The sequence below is a fragment of the Virgibacillus sp. Bac332 genome, assembly GCF_003667785.1.
GTDB lineage: Bacteria > Bacillota > Bacilli > Bacillales > Amphibacillaceae > Virgibacillus > Virgibacillus salarius.
In genome coordinates this window covers 2,051,299-2,072,626 of the sequence record NZ_CP033046.1, presented here as the reverse complement: position 1 = coordinate 2,072,626, position 21,328 = coordinate 2,051,299, and the positions used below count along the sequence as shown (strand labels likewise).

At 34.0% G+C, this 21,328-nt stretch carries 17 protein-coding genes, 5 pseudogenes and 2 other annotated features; of the genes and pseudogenes, 4 read left to right on the top strand and 18 right to left on the bottom strand.

Annotated elements, in window-relative coordinates:
- Positions 1–4 precede the first annotated feature (4 nt).
- Complete coding sequence (locus D9782_RS09950; RefSeq protein WP_240455854.1) at positions 5–1,948, bottom strand: efflux RND transporter permease subunit; 1,944 nt, start codon at positions 1,946–1,948, stop codon at positions 5–7.
- A gap of 268 nt (positions 1,949–2,216) precedes the next feature.
- Between D9782_RS09950 and D9782_RS09945 the strand changes: the two genes are divergently transcribed.
- Positions 2,217–2,783: a TetR/AcrR family transcriptional regulator gene (locus tag D9782_RS09945; RefSeq protein ID WP_026679742.1), complete on the top strand. Its 567-nt coding sequence runs from the start codon at positions 2,217–2,219 to the stop codon at positions 2,781–2,783.
- Between the two features lie 359 nt (positions 2,784–3,142).
- Here the strand turns inward: D9782_RS09945 and D9782_RS09940 are convergent, their stop codons facing one another.
- From D9782_RS09940 to D9782_RS09890, 10 genes and pseudogenes are all read right to left on the bottom strand, one after another.
- Positions 3,143–3,454, bottom strand: coding sequence for a hypothetical protein (locus tag D9782_RS09940; protein WP_121604673.1), 312 nt, complete (start codon positions 3,452–3,454; stop codon positions 3,143–3,145).
- A gap of 176 nt (positions 3,455–3,630) precedes the next feature.
- A pseudogene (locus tag D9782_RS23955) lies at positions 3,631–3,762 on the bottom strand (transposase); the annotation flags it as partial.
- Between the two features lie 18 nt (positions 3,763–3,780).
- Positions 3,781–4,383 carry a GNAT family N-acetyltransferase gene (locus D9782_RS09930; protein WP_121604672.1) on the bottom strand — a complete coding sequence of 201 codons (603 nt, stop codon included), beginning with the start codon at positions 4,381–4,383 and terminating at the stop codon, positions 3,781–3,783.
- Positions 4,384–4,412: 29 nt separating this feature from the next.
- Entirely contained in the window at positions 4,413–4,898 is a 486-nt protein-coding gene (locus tag D9782_RS09925) for a tetratricopeptide repeat protein (protein ID WP_121604671.1), read from the bottom strand.
- Between the two features lie 89 nt (positions 4,899–4,987).
- Positions 4,988–5,543: pseudogene (locus tag D9782_RS09920) on the bottom strand (ATP-binding protein).
- Positions 5,544–6,018: 475 nt separating this feature from the next.
- Positions 6,019–6,483, bottom strand: coding sequence for a DUF3278 domain-containing protein (locus tag D9782_RS09910; protein WP_121604670.1), 465 nt, complete (start codon positions 6,481–6,483; stop codon positions 6,019–6,021).
- Positions 6,483–6,680, bottom strand: coding sequence for a helix-turn-helix transcriptional regulator (locus D9782_RS09905; RefSeq protein ID WP_026679735.1), 198 nt, complete (start codon positions 6,678–6,680; stop codon positions 6,483–6,485). Before D9782_RS09905 ends, D9782_RS09910 begins: the two co-directional genes overlap by 1 nt.
- A 264-nt stretch (positions 6,681–6,944) precedes the next feature.
- The gene (locus tag D9782_RS09900; RefSeq protein ID WP_121604669.1) at positions 6,945–7,142 is read right to left on the bottom strand and encodes a hypothetical protein; all 198 of its coding nucleotides are present in this window, start codon (positions 7,140–7,142) and stop codon (positions 6,945–6,947) included.
- A 93-nt stretch (positions 7,143–7,235) separates the two neighbouring features.
- The gene (locus D9782_RS09895) at positions 7,236–8,225 is read right to left on the bottom strand and encodes a S66 family peptidase (RefSeq protein ID WP_240455836.1); all 990 of its coding nucleotides are present in this window, start codon (positions 8,223–8,225) and stop codon (positions 7,236–7,238) included.
- 40 nt (positions 8,226–8,265) lie between these two features.
- Positions 8,266–8,479 (bottom strand) — a binding site (T-box leader).
- Between the two features lie 86 nt (positions 8,480–8,565).
- Positions 8,566–9,450 (bottom strand): annotated as a pseudogene (locus D9782_RS09890) (helix-turn-helix transcriptional regulator).
- 293 nt (positions 9,451–9,743) lie between these two features.
- Here D9782_RS09890 and D9782_RS09885 point away from each other — a divergent pair.
- Complete coding sequence (locus D9782_RS09885) at positions 9,744–11,000, top strand: tetratricopeptide repeat protein (RefSeq protein ID WP_026679732.1); 1,257 nt, start codon at positions 9,744–9,746, stop codon at positions 10,998–11,000.
- Between the two features lie 277 nt (positions 11,001–11,277).
- Positions 11,278–12,635 (top strand): annotated as a pseudogene (locus tag D9782_RS09880) (transposase).
- Positions 12,636–12,746: 111 nt separating this feature from the next.
- On the opposite strand, the gene D9782_RS09875 reads toward D9782_RS09880, so the two are convergent.
- The 7 genes and pseudogenes from D9782_RS09875 to D9782_RS09845 all read right to left on the bottom strand — a co-directional run bounded on the left by D9782_RS09875 (position 12,747) and on the right by D9782_RS09845 (position 20,148).
- Positions 12,747–14,012, bottom strand: coding sequence for an MFS transporter (locus tag D9782_RS09875; protein ID WP_121604668.1), 1,266 nt, complete (start codon positions 14,010–14,012; stop codon positions 12,747–12,749).
- A gap of 24 nt (positions 14,013–14,036) precedes the next feature.
- Positions 14,037–14,966, bottom strand: coding sequence for a lysophospholipid acyltransferase family protein (locus tag D9782_RS09870; RefSeq protein WP_162986369.1), 930 nt, complete (start codon positions 14,964–14,966; stop codon positions 14,037–14,039).
- A 19-nt stretch (positions 14,967–14,985) separates the two neighbouring features.
- Positions 14,986–16,098 carry a HesA/MoeB/ThiF family protein gene (locus tag D9782_RS09865; protein WP_162986368.1) on the bottom strand — a complete coding sequence of 371 codons (1,113 nt, stop codon included), beginning with the start codon at positions 16,096–16,098 and terminating at the stop codon, positions 14,986–14,988.
- Between the two features lie 249 nt (positions 16,099–16,347).
- Positions 16,348–17,142, bottom strand: a pseudogene (locus tag D9782_RS09860) (methionine--tRNA ligase); the annotation flags it as partial.
- 67 nt (positions 17,143–17,209) lie between these two features.
- Positions 17,210–17,474: a binding site (T-box leader), on the bottom strand.
- A 276-nt stretch (positions 17,475–17,750) separates the two neighbouring features.
- A complete protein-coding gene (locus D9782_RS09855) occupies positions 17,751–18,251 on the bottom strand; it encodes an NUDIX hydrolase (protein WP_371413995.1) in 501 nt (166 codons plus the stop codon).
- A 178-nt stretch (positions 18,252–18,429) separates the two neighbouring features.
- On the bottom strand, positions 18,430–19,137 hold the full coding sequence (locus D9782_RS09850; protein WP_121604663.1) for a metallophosphoesterase family protein: 708 nt from the start codon (positions 19,135–19,137) through the stop codon (positions 18,430–18,432).
- A 123-nt stretch (positions 19,138–19,260) separates the two neighbouring features.
- On the bottom strand, positions 19,261–20,148 hold the full coding sequence (locus D9782_RS09845) for an AraC family transcriptional regulator (RefSeq protein ID WP_121604662.1): 888 nt from the start codon (positions 20,146–20,148) through the stop codon (positions 19,261–19,263).
- Between the two features lie 118 nt (positions 20,149–20,266).
- Between D9782_RS09845 and D9782_RS09840 the strand changes: the two genes are divergently transcribed.
- The gene (locus tag D9782_RS09840; protein WP_121604661.1) at positions 20,267–21,181 is read left to right on the top strand and encodes a DMT family transporter; all 915 of its coding nucleotides are present in this window, start codon (positions 20,267–20,269) and stop codon (positions 21,179–21,181) included.
- Positions 21,182–21,328 lie beyond the last annotated feature (147 nt).

Below are 21,328 nucleotides of genomic sequence, written 5' to 3'. Positions count from 1 at the left end.
TTCATCACTTCCCCTTATAAAAATTTGGTTTCCATATGGTTTTTTCAATTATTCGGTCAAAAACGAGTAACAATGCCGGAAGGAGTAAGACAACCATTACAAATGCTAATAACGCACCTCGTCCCAGCAATAGTCCAATGGACGATACGATCGGATTCGTTGACGTAAGCCATAAAATGAATCCAACACTGGAAAGAATGGAAGCAGAAACTCCAATGGAAAATATCTTTTCATTAATGGTCTTTCGGATGGCATCCTTAGCGGTCATTTGCTTGCGGTTTTCTTTATATGCTTCCGTTAATAAAATAGCGTAATCAACTGTTGCCGCAAGCTGTACCGTACTAATAATCAAGTACCCTACGTATACGAGAGATGTATTTGTAAAGTATGGAATGGATAAATTAATCCATACAGCCGACTGAATCGTTACTAATAATACTACTGGAAGTGAAATCGACCGGAACGTAACCAGTAAGACAATTGCTATCATCATAACCGTCAGTACGTTTACGACTGTATTATCTTTTTCTACGATATGCTTCATGTCATACAGAGTTACACTTTCTCCTAGCACATGATAATCATCACCATAATAGTCTGCTGCCGTTGCTTTTACTTCATCAATAAAATCAAATGTTTCTTCACCTTCAGCATCAATAGTCGAATTTAAGATAATCCGGCTATAGTTTTCTGAGTAGAACTGATCTGTTACCGATTCATCTAAATATTCAGGTGGTATAGCAGCACTAACTGAATCAACATAGGATACAGTACTTTTTACAGCATGTAATTCATTTAAATCATCTACCAGCTTTTCCTCTTTGGCAAGATCTCCTTTCGGAACTAATAGAACCATTGGTGTATGTTTGCCAAAATTGTCTTCAATTTTTATCGAATCACTCCCCGCACGGGTCGATTCTGGCTGATCACCAACTCCATACATGAAATTAGTCTGACTTTGTCCTAAGAAAGCTGGGATAATCAAAACCATGACAATAATTAGCGCTGGAATACGTAGTCTTATCAGCGACTTCCCGACATTAGGAATGCTCGGCAATAATTGTTTATGCTGTGTTCTGTCAATCCATTTATAAAACATTACGGTTAGTGCTGGTAAAAAGACCATTACACTAATGAAGCTAAGTAAGATACCTTTTACTAAATTGAGACCTAAATCTGCACCGATTTCGAAATCCATAAAGGTCAATGCAATAAATCCAAAGAACGTTGTAGAAGCACTTGCTGCAATTGCAGGGAAAGATTGCTTCATCGCTAGTTGCATCGCTTTTTCTGGACTATTTACTTCCCTTCGGTGATCAGAAAAACTATGCAGCAGAAATATAGCATAATCGAGCGATACGGCAAGTTGCAAAATTGGTGCAACAGATTGTGTAACAAAGGATATTTCAGAAATAAATACATTGGTACCCAAGTTAATAAGTACAGAAACTCCAATTGCTGTTAAAAAGAATACCGGCTCAGCCCATGATCTTGTGGATAGGATAAGAATTAAAATAATAATTGGTATTAGCAATGCTGCAGCATACATCGTCTCTTTCCCAGTCATTTTCTGTGATGTTGCTGTATCAAGTGCCTCACCAGACATCGCGTTGTCTTTACCAATTAATTGGTAGATTGCATCTGTCGTATCTACTTCTTTTCCTTCAGCAATATGAAAAGAAAACAGTGCATTCCCGTTCTTGTAATAGGATTCCACCGTATCTTCGTCTGCCATTTCTACTGGTGTTTTTATATCGATTACATCATCCAGCCACGTTACTTCTGAGACGCCATCAATGGCTTCTAGATCTTTTTTTACTGCTAAAGCCTCTTGAATACTAACATTTTTCATCATCACACGGGTATTTGCAACCGCCCCATCAAATTCTGCATCCATCGTTTCCATGGCAACGGTAGACGGTGCATCCTCCGGGAGATAATCTACCATATTGTAGTTAACTGATACGGCAAACTGGGCAACAACACAAATAGCTGCCAATATCACAAATGTAAGTACAACCGATTTTTTATGCCTTAGTATCTGCGCTGTCCATTCAATCAGTGTTCATCCTCTCTTGCATCGTTAATTCAAATCTTTTATTATTATAATATACACCGTGTTGGATTAACAACAAACAGTTTATAAACATACGTATAAAAAGCAACAGATTTTTTTGAAATGTTGGATATCAATGTAAAGAAAGTGTGAACAATGTATGAACCCGAAATTAGATCGACGAAAGAAATATACACGCATGGTATTGAAGGATAGTTTAATTAGTTTGTTAAGCACGAAGCAAATCGCAGCAATTACCGTTAAAGAAATTTGTGAGCAAGCCGATATTAACCGTTCTACCTTTTACACACACTACAAAGATCAATTTGATTTACTTAGACAAATAGAAGAAGAAATCATTGCAGATATGAACACCTATTTAAGTCAACATAATTTTAGTGAAATCGAGAAGTCGTTACAAACAACAGAAAGACTATTGGAGTATATCGTTTCAAAGTCTGATATCTGTAACGTCCTCTTAAATGAAAATGGGGATACTTCTTTTGAGCGAAGAGTAATGGAAGTAGCACGTAGCTTTCTCATTACTACGTGGATGGATTGTCAGGAAAATGATGCGGCTGTATCTGAATACATAAGTACATTTATTATAAGCGGAAGTATTCACGTCATTAAACATTGGCTTGCCAACAACATGGATAAAACACCTCAGCAAATTGCCCAAATCATTAACAGCATTGCCATTAATGGAATAGATCAAAACTCTTGATCTATAACGTACGGAAAAACACACATCATTTCGTTCAGTTTTCAAATACAGATAAACCAAGACTTTCAAAAGATGATTACGACATAAATTCGTGGTCATCTTTTTATGCGTTTTAGTCATAGCATATTTTCAAGCTTAAATTCATTAACAATAAGAAACCCGATAAAGTGAAACATCAATCAGTTAAAGGGTTTGGTTTATCCCCACTGATTGTTCGTGCCACAAGGGTATGAACTAAAGGTCCTAAAACCAATTCGACATTTACTGGCAGTTGCCCCCCTCTTATCCATATTGGTTCACTTTATTGCTTGAAGTGGGAGCTTACTGCAAGTTATATGCGGGATAAAGTGAAATTTCAATTATTTGAACTGATTATAGTACTCTTTCGGATTAGAAATATGGTTCTCAACAAAAAATCTAGCTTCGGCTTTAATCATGCTTGTATAAGCGTTGTTGTCCATCGTATTATTTTCTAATCCTTCCACATTCCCCTTTACATGGACTCTATTTGCCTTTAAATCTACAAGCACGGTTAAATAAATTTTGTCATGAGATGATACAGTTCCAGTTACTTGTTTTTTCTCTAAATCGACAATAGGATATTCTACCTTCACTCCTATTGGTTTAAATATAGTATATCCCTCATTTAATTTCGCCTTTTTATGTTTCATCTGAAATATCCCTCACCTTTACCATTGTTAAACGAGTCTTATACGCCCATAAGGTGAAATCCCTTCCACCAACCTACAATAATGACTCGCAAGCGTGAACTACTCCCACCACTAACCACCCTTACGGGTTGCTTGAAGTGGGGGTTTCTCGGGTAATCGCCACTTTTGGTAGCTGACGAATCGCCAGTCGTCAACAAACAAAAACTCCTTGACCAAAACATTTCTTTCCATAACTTTTTACGAACAGGAGGAAAATCCCTCTTGATAAGTCTTGAACTGGCACTTTTATAGGCATTGATGAATTTCGACCTTTATAGAACCAAAAATTAATGATTATTGCGTTGCTCATGATTTAATATTAGCTCATACATGCTACATTCATGGACTCTGTTAAATCTATTCAAGATTTCTTCGTTGTTACCTGTATAGTGGGCGCATGCGGAAACTGGCCTTAATTGTAATACTTCTGATTTCAGCGTGCTTTCTACCTCTTTCCCCTCTATATAAACATGAAAATAAGCATCCTTTTTTATAAAATGATTTGATTCATACCAGCTGTTCACCCATCTATCATCCCGTGTCCATGCTTCGATTCGACGAATCCCCATATCTCTAAGATATTTAATGGCTTTGTCTAATAGTGCTGTAGCAACTCCCTTTCTTTGAAAGTCTGGATGAACTGCAATATGCCAAATCATTCCGCTAATTATATTTTCATTAGAACAGATTGTATTTGGTTTCTGCTCACATTCAATATCCATGATACCTATAATCTGGTTACCCTCTTCTGCAACTAGTTCAACAGATGGATGAGCATAATTTTCCTTCTCTCTTCGTACATCATCAAAATAAGCAGTATCCAGGAATGATAATACTCGACATCGCAACCAGCCTTTCTCATCATTATCTTCGTATGTCCTAATTACCATGTAATCACTCCAAACCTACATGTTCTAATCTACTTCCAAATGTTATCTAATTGATTAGCATAGAAATTAATTGCTTTTTTGTAGCGTTCTATCTTTTCGTCAGTTGTCGTATCTACTAGACAGTTTAGTAATATCTCCATTGCTTTACTATGTTCACTTAGATTATATAACGTCATTGAATAGAACGTTTGAATGGCTCGATTATCAGGAAATAACTCGATAGCCTTTAGAAATGTATCTTTTGACTTTTCATATTCGCCTAATGTTCTATACGTACTCCCTAGCCCCAATAATGCGTCTTCCAACTCCTCTGACGATAACCCTAAATGAATCGCTTTTTGATAATAAGGTACAGCTTGTATTTCTACTCCTAGTAAGTCAAAACTCCAAGCACATTGATAATTTATCGATGCATTTTCAGGAAATTGCTGTACCAGTTTGATGAGCAATTCATTCGATTCTTTATGGTTTCCATTTTTACGTAAGTGAATCGCTTTTTCTAATTCTCTTTTCATCATTTTCAGCTCCGATGTTTTTATTAAATTGGATTCCGTAACTCGATTATTGATTAAATTATCTACAATCCAAGTCGGTAATACATAGGTTATACGTTTGCTTCCAAAGTTACTATTCTTTGAATAACAGACTGAACTTCTGGCTCTTTTTTGATTACAAATAAATGATCTGCTTCGTCTATCAATGGTGCTTTTATATCCTCCTTATCCGTTTCCGCTTGTTGTCGCGTAAGCACTTCTTCAAAATTGGAAACAAACCTAAATATAGCTGTACTGCGCTGACTTTTAATCACTCGCTCTTGCAGAATAGGATCAGGGATATCAAAATTAACAAGAATGCTAGTAAAACCGTTACGTTGAAAATACGAAAGCAGTTCTAAACGATCTTTGCGAGAACGATTTGAGTTACAAAGAATGAGATTTAGTTTGTTGAACAGCATAACCAACAATTGATTGTGTGATCGTGTATTTAATAGCATTGGGCCCTTGTTTTGGTAGTAAGGGTTTGTAATAGGTGTTGATGAATTCAGCATGGTTATCTTGGTCGATCACCAATGAATGATGTAGCTGTTGCTCAAGGGCTTTAGCAAATGTAGTTTTCCCGCTATGTGTTTTACCAACTGTAATAATTACTAATCTTTTCAATAGCACATTCCCCTTCTAAATTTTCATGCTGATAATTTAGAATTCGATAGATTATTACTAATTTCCTTCTTCTCATTTATAAATGAATTATAGAAAGGCATAGAATAGCATGTTACCCATTTTAAAATCTGGATATAAAAGAGAAAAAATGACATCCCTCATTAAAGTGAAACCTCAAACAGTGGGGGTTTGTTTTATCCCACACAGATTGTTCGTACCACAAGGGTATGACCTAAAAGCCTTCGAACTAATCGGACATTTACTGACAGTCGATCCCCCACTTCCTCATATTGGGGATGACGTTTCACCTTATGAGAAATGATTACAAAAATAACAGCTATCAAATAATAAGGTAAAGACAAAAAAATAACGATTCCTCTGTTGAAGAATCGCCAGCTTGTAAATAAACCCCTATGTTTTCTACAAGCTTTTTTTGTACTGGTAGGCTGCTCGCTCTTTTTTAGTCTGTAAAGAATTATAACAATTCTTTATTCTTTTTATAGGAGATCTTTAAGGAAATAAAATTTATAATAAACCAAATGAGGCAAATACTTAAAAGTAATCCCAAAAGCTCTCCCCATTCATTTTGCTTACTTGGGATACCGACAAAAATGAAATAGAGCAACATATAAATAATCCCAAAACTACATGTCCTGCTAAAAATATGCTTTAGCTCTTTCTTGTAGGCATGTTCTGTAGCAACATCTGTATATTCCATACCAGATATAATATACCTTAATAGAACATATCCTAAAAAAATGAATATAGAAGCAAACAAAGCAAATTCTATATCGAGCTGAAAATTGAATACGTACCGACTACTGATAAATATACTAAATAACGCTATCAGTAGAACAATGGATCCTTCTGATAAAAAGTAAAGAATCTTTTTTTCTTTATATTCGTCATTTGGTAATAAAAACGATAGCCATGACTTCATTACATTTCCACCTCCCAGAATAATTCATCTAACGTTTTATGAAGTTCTTTTGCTATGGCAATGCAAAGTTGGAGACTCGGATTATATACTCCCTTCTCGATTAGTCCTATTGTCTGCCTTGTTACACCTACTTTTTTGGCTAATTGTGCTTGCGTCATCGATAATTTTATTCTTGCTATTTTCACATTGTTTTTCATACATTCACCTACGCAATGTAAATTATATATTACTTTTGCAATTTATATATTACATTGTAATTTAAAAGAAGTCAACCTAAGCCGATTAGTTACATAAAAAAGCGATCCCTCCTAAAGGACCGCATGATTATCACCAATATAGCTTAATAAATAGGCTATACCATTGGCGATAGTCAAAATCTTAATCATTTTACTTTAAAAGCACCATTTTCTTTACTAACTATAGTGTACAACTTTTTGCATTCCAATATAGCCTGCAAACAACTATTCACTAGATTTGCTATTAGCCATTTTTATAGCCATCTTTATTCCTGTTGCAATCAACATACCAATTAATCCAGCGATACTCATTGTCATAATATGATCCCAATCTATCTCTTTTTTATTCCACAAACTTATTGCAACTACTGCTACGATTACACCTAGCACCCAAGGTAGCCAGAACCTCGATAAGCTCTTCATCCCCATTCCCTCCTCCTTCCTTCATTTCTCTTACCGTCATCGCTTCCAGTTTATTTTTATTTAAAATGTATATCTATTTTCCCAGCACCTTTTTCATAGAATACCTGTGCCAAAGCACCATTGACTAAGGTGAGTTGTGGAGGTAAGACCTGTATCTACATCGTAAATAAATGAGATATTCTCCTTAGAGAAAATATCGATCAATACATCCTTTAGTTGATAATCCTTTGTAGGAGTATATCCACTTAATCTACCGATTAGGACACCATTTGTATTTTTAAACCATCCATTCGCTTTCATTTGCCACAAAGCACGATAAATCTCAGCTGCACTCATATCAACACTTTCAAGATACCAAATCGTCCCTTCATTTTCTGTATACGTATCTAGGTAATTTTCCACTTGATCAAATGGTGTACCATGAATATTTTGAAGTGTATTAATGACACCACCTAACAATCTTCCAGAGAAAGTTTCCTTCGTATTGAGACTTTTCCATTCCGTTTGGCTATCCAAATAGAAGCCAGTTGCCGGGTTTTTAAACACCTTCTCCCATGAAGACTGAAATTTAGAAGATGATTGCTGTGTAACAATTTCTTTCTGATTAGCTGTTAATACACGCTCCCAACCACTACTTGTTTCATCTAAAGTTGGTGCAGACATCTCCACAAAATTTATTCCATGGGCTGATGCATTGCCAGTAATTGTTGTATACACAAAGTTCATTGTACTAATATCGGAATATCCTAGTATCCACTTTGGAGGCATCTTCTTGATTTTCTCCCAATCTAACAATGGAAAAATTTCTAATGAAAATTGTCCACCCCACGGTGGAATAATTGCTTTAACTGTCGGGTCCATATAGAGATCCATAAATTCTTTTGCTCTTTTTTCTTTTGTTGCACTTCTTGCTTTTTCTTCAGTCCATACGGTTTCTGCCAATTCCACTTGATACCCAAGGGATTCCATATTACTTTTTGCTTCCTCTAATAAAATATGTAACGGTCTTTCTACACCACTTGAAATAGCAGTAACAGCAATTTTATCCCCTTTTTGTAGGGGAGTTGGATATTGTATTTTCAATTGTACTCCCTCCTTATCATATAAAAAAGCCCATCATCCCATAAGAGACGACAGGCTTTACTTTCGTGGTACCACTCTTTTTGATTCATTTACAAAACAAATCCACTTCATTAACCAATTACTGAGTTAACCGTTAAGACCTACATATCAGCCTTACCACTCCAGGGCGAGTTGGGGTTATATTGACTACCTTACACCAACCGGCAGCTCTCTTAACAATAATAATCCTTAATACTCCCTATCATCGTGTTTCCTTTTATGAAATTTCCAATAGTTTATAATTGATACACATTTTTGTCAAGTTTAGAACCCAAGAATTCGATTAGAAAAAACATCCGCTTTAACTAATTTCCTCCTCGAATGATAGGTTTACTGGCTCATCCAATAATTCTGTTTGTATTTCCAAATTAGTTGTTGCCACATTTTTATCCACTTCTTCAAAACGAAATTGGTCTGCCCATATAATGCCTTGACCCGTTAATATAACTCCAAATGATATGACCGAGCTTTCAGAAGGAACATCCAAAACAATCGTATATCGGTTCCATTGCGTAGTCCCTTTGATAGGGCGATTACTCATATTATCAAACTGTAAAACATCATCAAAAGCATTATCTACTCTCATCCACATACCAGAAAAAGTGTCTACATCTTTTGTTTTTAAAAAACAAGATAGTCTCATTCGTTTTCCGATAAATTTATCTGCTTTGAATTGCTGCATCATCGTAGCAAAGTTTGAAGAATCAATCACCGTTTTAGCTTTTAAATAGCCTGATGATTTTCCACAATGTACGACCTCCCGATCCATTCCCATCTCATAATTAAACGGGTCCGACCCACTTAAAAACCAACCTTTCACTTGATTATCCATATAAGATTCCTCCTTATTTTTCAGTACATCCGACATTAATTTTCGATACTTCCCAGGAGGCAAATGATAAGCCTTTTTAAAGACCCTAGAAAAAGCCTCCTATGATTCAAAATGATAATAAAGTGCGATATCTAGAATCCGTTCGTCTGTGTATAACAGATCCACTGATGCATTTGCTAATCTTCGCATTCGAATATATTCCGTTATCGTCATACCAACAGTTGTTTGAAAAATTCGATGAAAATGATATTTAGAAAAGCCTGCCCAATCCGCAATATCTTCCATTGTTAACAATTCATGCAAATGTTCTTCAATATAGGTAATCGTTTGATTAATGACATCCTCATATTTGATAGCATGTTCCTCCTTTCTTTATTAAAATATCAAAAAGAAATCCGTATGTTTTGATTAATTTTGCGGTTTTTCTACTTCCAACCTACCTAAAACCGATAGTAAAAAAGCTTGACATAAAAAAAGACTCGGAGATCGAAAGACTTTAGCTTATAAAACACCCATCTATTTATCAAGAGGTTCTATCTTGCTTCGTAATATTAAAATTTTTATTCCAATTAAGAAGGAATTTAGGCTACCATTATAGAATATGTATATAAGCCATTATACCTGATCAATTTGAAGGGGATAGTAATATGAGTATAGGACTATATATAAAAAATAAACGTAAGCGACTTAATCTAACTCAAGAAGAAGTATGTCTAGGCATATGTTCTATTCCATACCTTAGTAAGGTTGAAAATAATAGCATTACTGCAAGTAAAGAAATTCTATTACTACTTTGCAAAAAACTAAAGATACCTTATGAAAAATTAGAAAAAAGCAAAGACCCATACATAGATGAATTATTAATTACTTACTTTAATGCTATTACTAATAAGAACTCCGAATCAGCCATTATTTCCTATAAACAAATCATTGATCAGTATTTTGCTCTTAACCAAGATCAAAAAAACATATTTTTACTCAATCAGTTGCTTGATTTAACCATATTAAGAAAGGACTTATATAAGGCAAATAAATTATTAATAGAAATAGAAAACAACTTAGACATTATTATAACTAAACATTCTTATCATTATTATAAAAACAAGGCAATTCTTCTATTAAAGCAAAATAAGATACCGGCAAGCATGGAACTATTCGAATTAGCTGTAAAAAATGTGGAACAGTATCAACCTGATGGTGACTTCTACTATTTCTTTGCAATTGCATCGAGTAAAATGGAATGTTATTGCAGATCTATAGAAATGTTAAATAAAGCAAAAGCAATATATATTGAACAATTAGATCTAATAAAAATAATGAATTGCCATATATTACTTGGAATCAATTATATGCTTGTAAAAGAAATGACTTTAGCTAAAGAATACCTTAATATTTCATTAAAAGAAGTACTTAATCAGGGTGATAAAAAAAATGAAGCAAGGATACTTCATAATCTTGGTTACCTAGAGTATAAAGAGAAAAATTGGAATACAGCGGTGAGTTATTTGAATAGATGTTTAAATATTAAAGGAAAAAACTATAGTTCTATAAACACTATATATTTACTATACTTAATACGCTATAAACATTTAGGTATGGAAATTACTAAAGATATTAAAATGGCTTATGATATGGCAATTAAATCAAGAAATGAAGAATATATAATAAAGTTTAAAACATTGATTATCAACAGTGAAAACGGATTCTATAGTGAAGACAATCTTACATTTTTATTAAAAAAAGCGATCCCATTTTTTAATAAAAATGGAGATCGTGATGACTACAAATTTTATTTAAAAATGGCTGCTACTATTTTTGAGAGTAAAGGATTTTATAAAAAAGCAGTCTACTACTATAAATTAGCTTTAGAAATTGGGAAGGAGTTTAATCATGAATTTAATTAATAAGTATATATTTTCCCTAATGTTATTTATAATATTTACACAAAGTATTATATATCTTCCTAAAAATAATCTAGTATATATAACACAGCAAAATGAAGCTGACTATCCAGATAACATCTCAACACCTATTAAAGTTAATATTAAGTAGATGAGTTAATTTCATAATATAGAGCCCTTGGGGCTCAAGACTTTAAAGACATAAAAATTAGAGCACCTCCCCAAACCCTGTATAATGTTAGTTACCACACAAACATAAACAGAGAGGTGAGATGCCCCTATGTCTATTATACGACAACAAAGCTTGTTTGACATACACGAATTATATGAGATGGAACCTACCCATCATTTTGAAGCTGTTTTTTCAACAATCAATTTGGATCCTATCTTGAATTTATTTGATAAACCTAATAAAGTTGGTGCCCCAAGAGAACTGAATTACGGTGCCATGATCTACTCATTAATCGCTCGTGTGGTGGAGCGAATTGTAACAATCAAAGACCTGATTAGGCGTTTAAAACGTGATCCTATTTTTCGATATGACTGTGGATTTCTTCACTCTGACCAAATTCCATCTGAAGCTTCTTATTCAAGAATGGTTACTATCATCAGTGAATCAGATGAGATGGAACATATCCATGATGAGCTTATTTTTCTTGCCATCGATGAAGGGCATATCGGCGAAGAAAACATCGCTATTGACGCTACTCATTTCGAGGCAAGAGATCGCGCTCATACATCCGATAAGAAAGAAAGGACAACACCGAAAAAGCGCGGACGCAAACCAAAAGCTGAGCGTGAACAATGGCTCAAAGAAAAACAGGCCGGGAAGAAGCGCGTCCGATTTATGAAAAAGAAATTGTTCATCAGCTTTCTGAATCAGTGGAAGTGTTGTTGAATGAAGCCCCCATCGAACCAAAATGGGGAGTCAAGAAAAACAGTGATGGAAAAAACATCTTCTAGTTTGGCTACAAAGGTCACTTAGCCGTTAGCATAAAAAGCCAGTACATTCTTGCGGGGATGATGACGTCCGGTAGCCTCAATGATGGAAAGGCAGCCATCCCTTTATTAAAGAAAATTAATCGCGATCTTCCGTCTTTATTTACTGCTGGCCTTTTCGATGCCGGTTACGATTATGAACCAATCTATCAACAATTAATCGATCAGGATCTACAAGCTGTCATTCCATATAACCGACGTAACGAAGGAGAGACGGTTGGTTATGACGAGTACTTCGCACCGACTTGTGTCCTAGAGCATTCCTATCGCTACGACAGCTTCGATCCAAAATACAAGACATTGAAATATACACGTCCGAAGGAATGTGCAACGTGCCCATTGTAACACGACTCACTTTGTCAAAAGACCTTTAAAATCAGACAATCTACAGATATCCGAAAGTACACCAATCCCGCAAGGGGATCGAAAAAATGGGATGAACTATACAAAGAACGTACCGCTGTCGAACGTGTTAATGCCTATTTGAAAGAATTCTTTGGACTGAATAATGTCCGTCACCGAACCGGGAAAAAATCAAGGCTTCACTTCCATTTAGTGACGCTTGTTTATAATGCCTCGAGATTAGCCGCGGATCGGATTAGACTAGAAATGAAACATAAGACGCTAAAAGCTGCATAAATAAAATTGATCTTTATTAAAAAAACTTGAAAATCATCAAGGAACAACTCTATGCATTTTTAAAAACAGCAATTATGAAATTGATTCAGATATTAAAATAATAATCATACTCTACCCATTCTCTTTTAATACGTTATTTAATCCATATCTTTCAGGCTGAATATTGCTTATCTTTGGTATTTTTCTTATTGTTGGATGAAATAAACAATATAAAGATATTATTAGTAGGCTTGTTCCACTAATAGTATAAACGAATTGACTGCTTTGAATTTCACCAATAATCCCTCCCAAAAAAGCTCCTAGGGGCATTAAAGACATACTTATACTTGTTATTAAAGAAACCACCCTTCCAATCATCAACTCTGGAACGTTACTTTGAATAAAAGTAAAAAGTAATATATTTGTAGCCCCCATAGGAACCCAAGCTATACCAAATAATATAATTACTAATACACTATCTTTTATGAAACCAGATATAATCCAAGAAGTGCCACCAATAAAAAACAAAAAAACTGTAAGTAATCCCATTGGGTATTTAGATAGCCAAGATGCAGCTAAAGCACCTATTAATAGTCCTGAAGACATAGAAGCTAAAATAAATCCATAAGTTTCTGGACCAGAAAATCTATCAGCAAATGAAGGTAAAATAGCAAATACCATCCCGATAATCAGATTTCCTAAGGATGATATTACAAAGAGCCATATTAATACAGATTTTATAACAAAAGCAAAGCCTTCTTTTAATAATAAAAAATAATGTTTTACTTCTACTTTAAAACTACTTTTAGCAGATTTCTGAATTGACCTCTCTGGAATTTTAATAGTTAACAGTAATAATGCGGTAATTAAAAATGCAATTGAATCTATTATGTAAATAGAAATAGCACCAAACATTCCAATAAGGACCCCCCCTACTGCTTTTAAGGTAAGATCCGTACCCTGATAAGTAAAAGTGAACAATGAATTAGCATGTACTAAGTTATCTTTCGATACCATATATGGTAAAACTACATTTTGTGTAGGGTAAAAAAATTGATTTGTAAATGAAACAACTGGCATGATAATTAGCACTAGAGTAACGCTCAAAAAATCTCCATAATAAGCAATAGGGATAATTGAAATTAATATAGATTGAAATAATTGAGTATAAACAAGGATTTTTTTTAAATTTAGTTTGTCAACCAAGGGCCCTATCAAAAAAGTTAAAGCTTGAGGAAATAATGTTAAAAAACCAACTAAGCCAGTATAAAAAGTAGAGTGAGTTAGTTCTTGTACTAACCACATAGAAGCTATGGCATATAAGCTGTCACCTGCATTGGAGAAAAGTCTACCAATTAATAATTTCACAAACTCTATGTTTTTCAAAACCTTTATCATATAGTCACTTCCCTTTTATTTGCCTCATACCTCTTGCTTAGTTTTAAGTATCTTATCTCGGAAAATATACCAACACCACCAATTTTCCGGACACTGTTTTACTTCTTTCTCAATCCATTTAAAAATAGATATTGATATTTCCTCAACATTTTTAACATCTGTTGGTTCAAAAAGTGGTTCTTCAATTCTTAATGTATATTGATATCTATTACTTTTTTCTAATATGATTGGAATAATAGGACTTTCAAGTAAAGTAGCAATCTTTGCTGGTCCAATGGGTACAAAAACATCATATCCTAAGAATTTAGTCTCAACATTTGGCATATCTCCTAGAGTGAAATCGGGAAACATAAGCAAAGGTTTACCTTCTTTTAAATTTCTTAGAGCTTGTTTAATTGCTGAGTTTTGTGGTAATCCAATTGGTGATAGTTTATTCATTACTTCACCTAAAAAGGATTCACCTATCCTATTCCATACATTCAAAGTTTGTTTATCCATAAAATAACTTAATCTATAACCTTTGGCTGCAAGTAACGGAACGATCGCTTGGTAAGCATTCATATGCAAAGATACTAATACAGGAGGGTTCCCTTTTTTTAAGCTATGATCTAAATTATGCAGGCCTTTAAACCTAACATGTTTTTCAAGGAAGTCTTGTTGTGTAGCATACATTGAAATAAGATTTATATCTAAATTTCGGTAGAACAAATAATCTGTCCAACGGTTAGAAAATTCTTCTATTTCACAATCTGTTGAGTCCCTTTTTAATACTCTCATTATTTCTACCATTTCTTTATTGTATTTTCTCCATCTTTCTGCCATTTTCGTATTTTTCTCGTAACTCATTCCTTTTTTAAGAAAGTCATACAAAAACTCAAAAGGATAGTCTCTCAAAATTTGATAGATCGTTGGATTACTTTCTACAATATCAAAATCCATAATACCATCTGCCATTTTAATTTCCTCCCATTTTTTATATATAGTACTCTGAACAAACCTCACATAGATCATCTTCACTTAAGTTATTCCAACGTATGGATAAATTATTTAAATCTATTTCTCCAGTTTTATTTATAATATTTGGATCCCCAATTCTTCCTAGAAGACGTATTGCATCCCAAACTTGAAAATTGGCTACTATAGAAGAAATGGACGCTGTTGCACCAGTATGTCTCTTTCTATCTGGAAATAAATTAGTTAATAATTTACCTTCTTTCCTCCTTTTTTTATAATTAATTTGGTAACAATCCCAACATTTAGTTCTTCCTGGAATAATTGTGGGACCAATTAATCCCAAATGGCCTATATAACCGCCCCCAACTATATGGGGTACTTTATACTTTAAACACACCTTTGATACCCATTGAGCTGTAGTATTAATATCTGGATTGTCTGCACAATTAATTACCAAATCACAACTTTCTACTATATGGGACAAATCTGTACCTTCATCTATCTCCATATGAGCAGGGAATATGTTTACGTTTGGATTAATACTTCTTAACTTCATCTCCATAACTTTTATTTTTTCTCTACCTATATCTTCAGTAGTGTAAAGTAATTGTCTTGTTATATTATGTCGCTCTACTCGATCATAGTCTACTAATTTAATATTTCCAATTCCGGCCATTACTAGTGAAGTAGCCATCCAACTACCTATGCCTCCAATTCCAATAATTGCTACAGTAGATTCCTTTATATTCTTTTGTAATTCCCAAGGAGAACTTAAATCACAGTAATCACTCCATAAGTCCACTTGCCTTGAATATCTTTCTAATTCTTCAGTAGTAAACTGTTCTCTTATTGGATCATTGGTATTTTCGATAATTCCTTCTTTTAATAACAGTTCTGTACACTCCTCTAATTCTTTATATGTAAATTGCTGAAAATTGAGATTAATCTTTAAAAAAATATCCAAAAGTGGCTTAGTCCCATCCATTAATAATATAGATTTCAAAATACATTCATTCTCGATTTCAAAAACTTTATGACAAGAAGTAGAATAAAAAACAAAGTGAATTCTTTTAGTATTTTTTTCTTTAAAAACACCTACACTAGATTTGATCATTGGATATATATTCTTCAACTCATTTGTCCTCCTTATAAAATGAGCACACCACATAAATTTGGTGTGCCCATTTTCTCTGCCAAAATAGTTAGCAAGAACCATTTTTCGCATCGCCTTCTAGTACAAATTCAGCTATTTTTTTCATATGTAACCCTCCTTTCTCCTACTACTTATATCATAAATCATTATTCAGAATATTTGTATTGATAAAATTAATCGAATAAATCGAATTAAAGTTAAATACAACATAAAATTTTATAAACTTTTTTTACTGGCTGCATAATATCCGGAAACAGCTTCGATCCATACATAAATCTTCTTCTCCTCATATCCCTTTACTGGAACTGGAACACCTATTGGTAAATCTCTTGAAACTCCTCGATCGGGCAATCCTTCCATTAAATATCTTTCCGATAATTGAATCGCATTTTCTCTCCATAAGTTCTTCACTTTCGCATTAGTTACGTACTGCTGTAGTTCTTTTTGGAATGCACTTAACTTAAAATAGAAATGTTCTGTCTGTTTCGTAGTTGGAGAATCACCACAAATCTTACATTTCTTATTTATAAGGTCTAGTGGTTCTAATATTTTTGAGCAGTGGTCACATTGGTCACCACGAGCATCCTGTCCACATTGTGGACAAGTTCCTTCGACAAACCGGTCGGGTAAAAATTGTTCACACCTATTGCAATACGCCTGTTCAATTTCCTTTTTATAGATTTTTCCATTATCAAATAGCTGCAAAAATATATTTTGCACAATTCTATGATGATGGGCACTATCTGTCCTTGTATAGCAATCATAAGTAAAACCCAACTTTTCAAAACACGCACAAAACTCTTTATGATACCTATCAGCAATCTCCTTAGGTGTTACATCTTCTTGCTTTGCTCTAATCGTAATTGGAGTTCCATTGCAATCACTTCCTGATACATAAAGAACATTTTCTCCTTTCATTCTATAATACCGGGCTAAAACGTCACCTGATAATAAACTAGATATGTGGCCTAAATGTAGTGAACCATTGGCATAAGGCCATGCTCCTCCGATAAATACATTCATCTTATTTCCTCCCTTACTATTTTCATCTCTTGAAAATAAAAAACCTCGTCCAAAGACAAAACAACTGTCTAAGGACGAGATTATTCTCGTGTTACCACCTTAATTTGCTAACCACTCACATGATTAGCCTCAATAAGTACGGAACGATAAAGTTCTTATACCCTGACATTTATAACGAGTGCCAAATCTCGTCATAGCCTTACGCTCAATAGAACGTTCAACTATGCAGCTCAGAGACCATATTCAATCAAATAATTCCATGCTTCTTTTCAGCCAACGAAGCTCTCTGTAACGGAATAAAAATGATTTACTCTTCTCATCATTGCTTTTATATTTAACTTATTATTACATTTCATATTCATAAACACAATAGGAAATTATATTTCTACTTTGATCAACGGTACAATTTAACCTCTCCTCAATATTCCACCCAACAGCATTTCACGGCCACTGTATATATGCAAATCTCATATTTAGCATGTAAACTTCAATTACTCTTTTAATAAAATATATTTTATACATCCTTCAGCATCTTACAATAAAAACAATTTATTTTAATAGTAAAATTAATACGTTCATCCACATGCTTATTTAAGAATTGCAGAAACTTAACCAAACACCTTAAAAAACACTTTAAATAGTGAAATTTTAAATCGAGAAACGGTTATTGAATCTTTTATTACTGTATTTTTATGTCTAAGAAAATTTTTAATTTGCTTTCTTCTATTGGGAATCATAAACATAGGTAATTTTTTTGGATGAAACCAATCCACTTTATCTGTTTCAGGACCATTTTTAATTAGCGTACCACCTAGCAATTCCCCTAAAAATATGTGTTGTAAATCATCAAATTGAGGTTGATAATATTCTCCTATTTTTCGTTTAATCGAAATGATATACCCCGTTTCCTCTTTAGCTTCTCGTATAGCACAATTCTCTAAGTGTTCATCTTTTTCTAACATTCCCCCAGGTAAATCCCAGACAGGATAATCCTTTCTCTTCACTAACAATATGTAACCCTTTTTATTAAAAACGATGGTAAAACAGCCTGAAGTTTTTGCCATATCAATTATTGCTCCTTTTTGAAATAAAAATATACATTTTACCATAAATTCAAAATATTTTAACTGGATTATCTTTAGGTTAATAATTTTTTAATCATCTCTTCTAAACTCCCCATTTTCTATAGTGGTGTTAAGAATTTTTTCTCTTCTGCCTCTGTAATTTTAATAAGGAGAAGTTACATCTTGAGTATTTTAGATGAATTAAAAGTAATAACTTATTGAATTATGGACCAATATTTGGAGGGTTTCGTATATGTTCAGCAAAATCTTCTTTATATGGACAGGTACCTTGGAGTATTTCCTTCACAGCTTTTTCTATGTCATACTGCGTTTCCTTATGTTCTATTTCATCATCATGAATAAATAGCCAACAAGCCCCCTTAGCTTTACTCTGTAGACCAACACTACCAGCATTGACTATTCGCCTACCAGCTACTAATCTGTCAAACTGAATATGCGTATGGCCGCATACTATAATATTCGCTTCAGTATCCTTTACCATCTCATTAATTTCTCGTTCATCGGTATCAGCTCTTATTGCTTCTTCGTCATTCCTTGGAGAACCGTGTACAAACAATACATCGCCTAACCCGTTAATAGCCATCCGTTGTCTCTCAGGCAATTCTTTCAAAAAACTCAAGTGCTCCCTTGTTAATTGATCTGCACACCAGTAATTTATTTCTGCTACAAAATCCTGACAGCCATCTTCTATGCTATATCGATGCGCTACCTCTCTATCTGCATTACCCATTATAAATAAAAATGTATCCTTATATCTCATTAAAGTTTCCATGACTTCTCTAGGCTGCGGTCCCCAGACTAAGTCCCCACCAACTATAACTTTTTCAGCCTTTTCATTTGCCACTTCAGTTAAGACAGCTCCTAATGCAACGTTATTACCGTGAATATCATAAATTGCTGCTATTTTCATAACAAATACCTCCACGTATTAACATTTTCAGATACTAGATTAAGATGATAATCAATCATTTTTGCTAAAAGGTATATAGTGCCGTTCACACAAGATATCAATGTTCTTCAACACTCGCGGTCATTAATAGCTATTTTTATATTTTTTATATGCTAATGGTGTCATGTTCATCGATCTGCGAAACTGAGCAATGAAATAGCTTGTGCTATTAAAGCCTACTTCATAGGCAACATCCGTGACATTGAATTCTATTTGTTGTAGTAAAATTAAGCTTTTTTGAATTCGATAATCGGTTACATAATTCAATGGTGTTTTCGTTAAAATTCGTTTGAAATATCTACAACATTCGGATCGACTCAATTGACCAGCACGTGCAATATCGTCTAAAAGAATTTTTTCCGCATAATGTGTGTGTATCCAATTTAACATTTGCTTCATTCGATGACTCTTTAGCTTTTCTACCTGTTCGTACTCTAAATCAAAACCATTTATGATTAAATTTTTCCAAATTATCGTTAGCTGCATGCTAATATCGATTTCATAACATGAGGGCTTTTGTTGTATCAGTTGATTGATGTTTACAATAGCAGCTAAAATATTTTTCTCCCAAACTTCCTCTGTATCCAAGTTAAGGTAAGGCAAATTAGTGGCTTGCGTATACGGACTTACATGGGTTGTATAAAGCTCTTGAGATAAAATAAAATGTGGAGATACATTTAAACAAATATAAATACAGCCCGAATCATTTTCATCTGTTGCCATGTGCAAACACCCACTATTTATAAACAGTCCCTCGCCCTCTCGAACAGTTATTTTTTCTTCATTAACTTGGAAGATTGCTTCTCCTTTTATAATGAGAACAAATTGAATTTCATCATGCCAGTGCAGTGGTATAAAGCCATGTATGTTTTTAGTAATCATCGTTTCGTAACATGCAAGCGGTAATACAACCGTGCGATGTTCCGTTAATTCTTTTAAATTTTGGTCAACGATAAAATTTTTTATTTGCATAGCAAAACCTCAATATAATTATACTTTTTGATTCGATTTACGTATTATTCCAAGAATTCTCCTCTTATTATTATCCATATGATAACACTATTTTTATCATAAAGGTGGAGAATTCATCATGAATAGAGGGAAAGGAATGTTTCTTGTAATAACGGGAGCAACGTTTTGGGGGATTGGTGGCACAGTTGCAAAAAAGCTATTTCAAGAATTCTCTATTGATGTAGATTGGCTTGTTGCGACCAGGTTACTACTGGCTGGTTTATTACTATTAGCAGTTCAATTTTTTGAAAAAGACCGTTCCCAAATAATTGCTGTTTGGAAAAACAGAAGGATCGCTATTCATTTACTTATTTTCGGGTTACTTGGTATGCTTGCTGTTCAGTACACATATATGGCTTCGATTGAACATGGCAATGCTGCGGTAGCAACACTATTACAATATTTAGCACCAGTAATGATTATTCTTTATCTCATTTTAAGCAGACAATCTGTTCTAACAAAAAAAGATGTGTTAACTATTTTGCTAGCTTTCGTTGGATGCTTCTTCTTATTAACCAATGGCTCATTCTCACAACTATCTGTACCGTTACTAGCAATCGTTTGGGGTGTTTTATCTGGGATAGCTTTAGCATTTTATACGTTGTATGCCATTCCTTTGCTAAAGCAATACGATTCGCTTGTCATTGTTGGCTGGGCTATGATTATCGGAGGTACTGCATTAAGCTTTATCCACCCACCTTGGGAACTTAACAATAGCAGCTTAACGCTAGAAGCATATTTATATATAGTCTTCGTTATCATTTTCGGAACGATGATTGCATTTTGGTTTTATATAGAAAGTTTACAGAGCCTGTCACCTAAAGAAACGAGTCTTATAGGTAGTATTGAACCCCTAGCAGCTGTTTTAACAACTGTTTTCTGGTTAAAACAACCCTTTGGCATTTACCAATGGGTTGGTACAGCTTGTATCATTATCATGATTTTAATAGTAGCTTTACATAAAGATTCTTCAGCAAAAAATCACGCCGTCTAATTAGAAAAAGCCCCCCAGGATTAACTAGTTTCGTTTTTCGCTGAGAGGGCTTTGCGTCTCTAATCTGAACTAAGTAAACAAGGATATATTCGTTGTTTTTTAGTAACAATTAAGGGGAGCTCAAATTTTCACTAAAGGTAAAGGTCT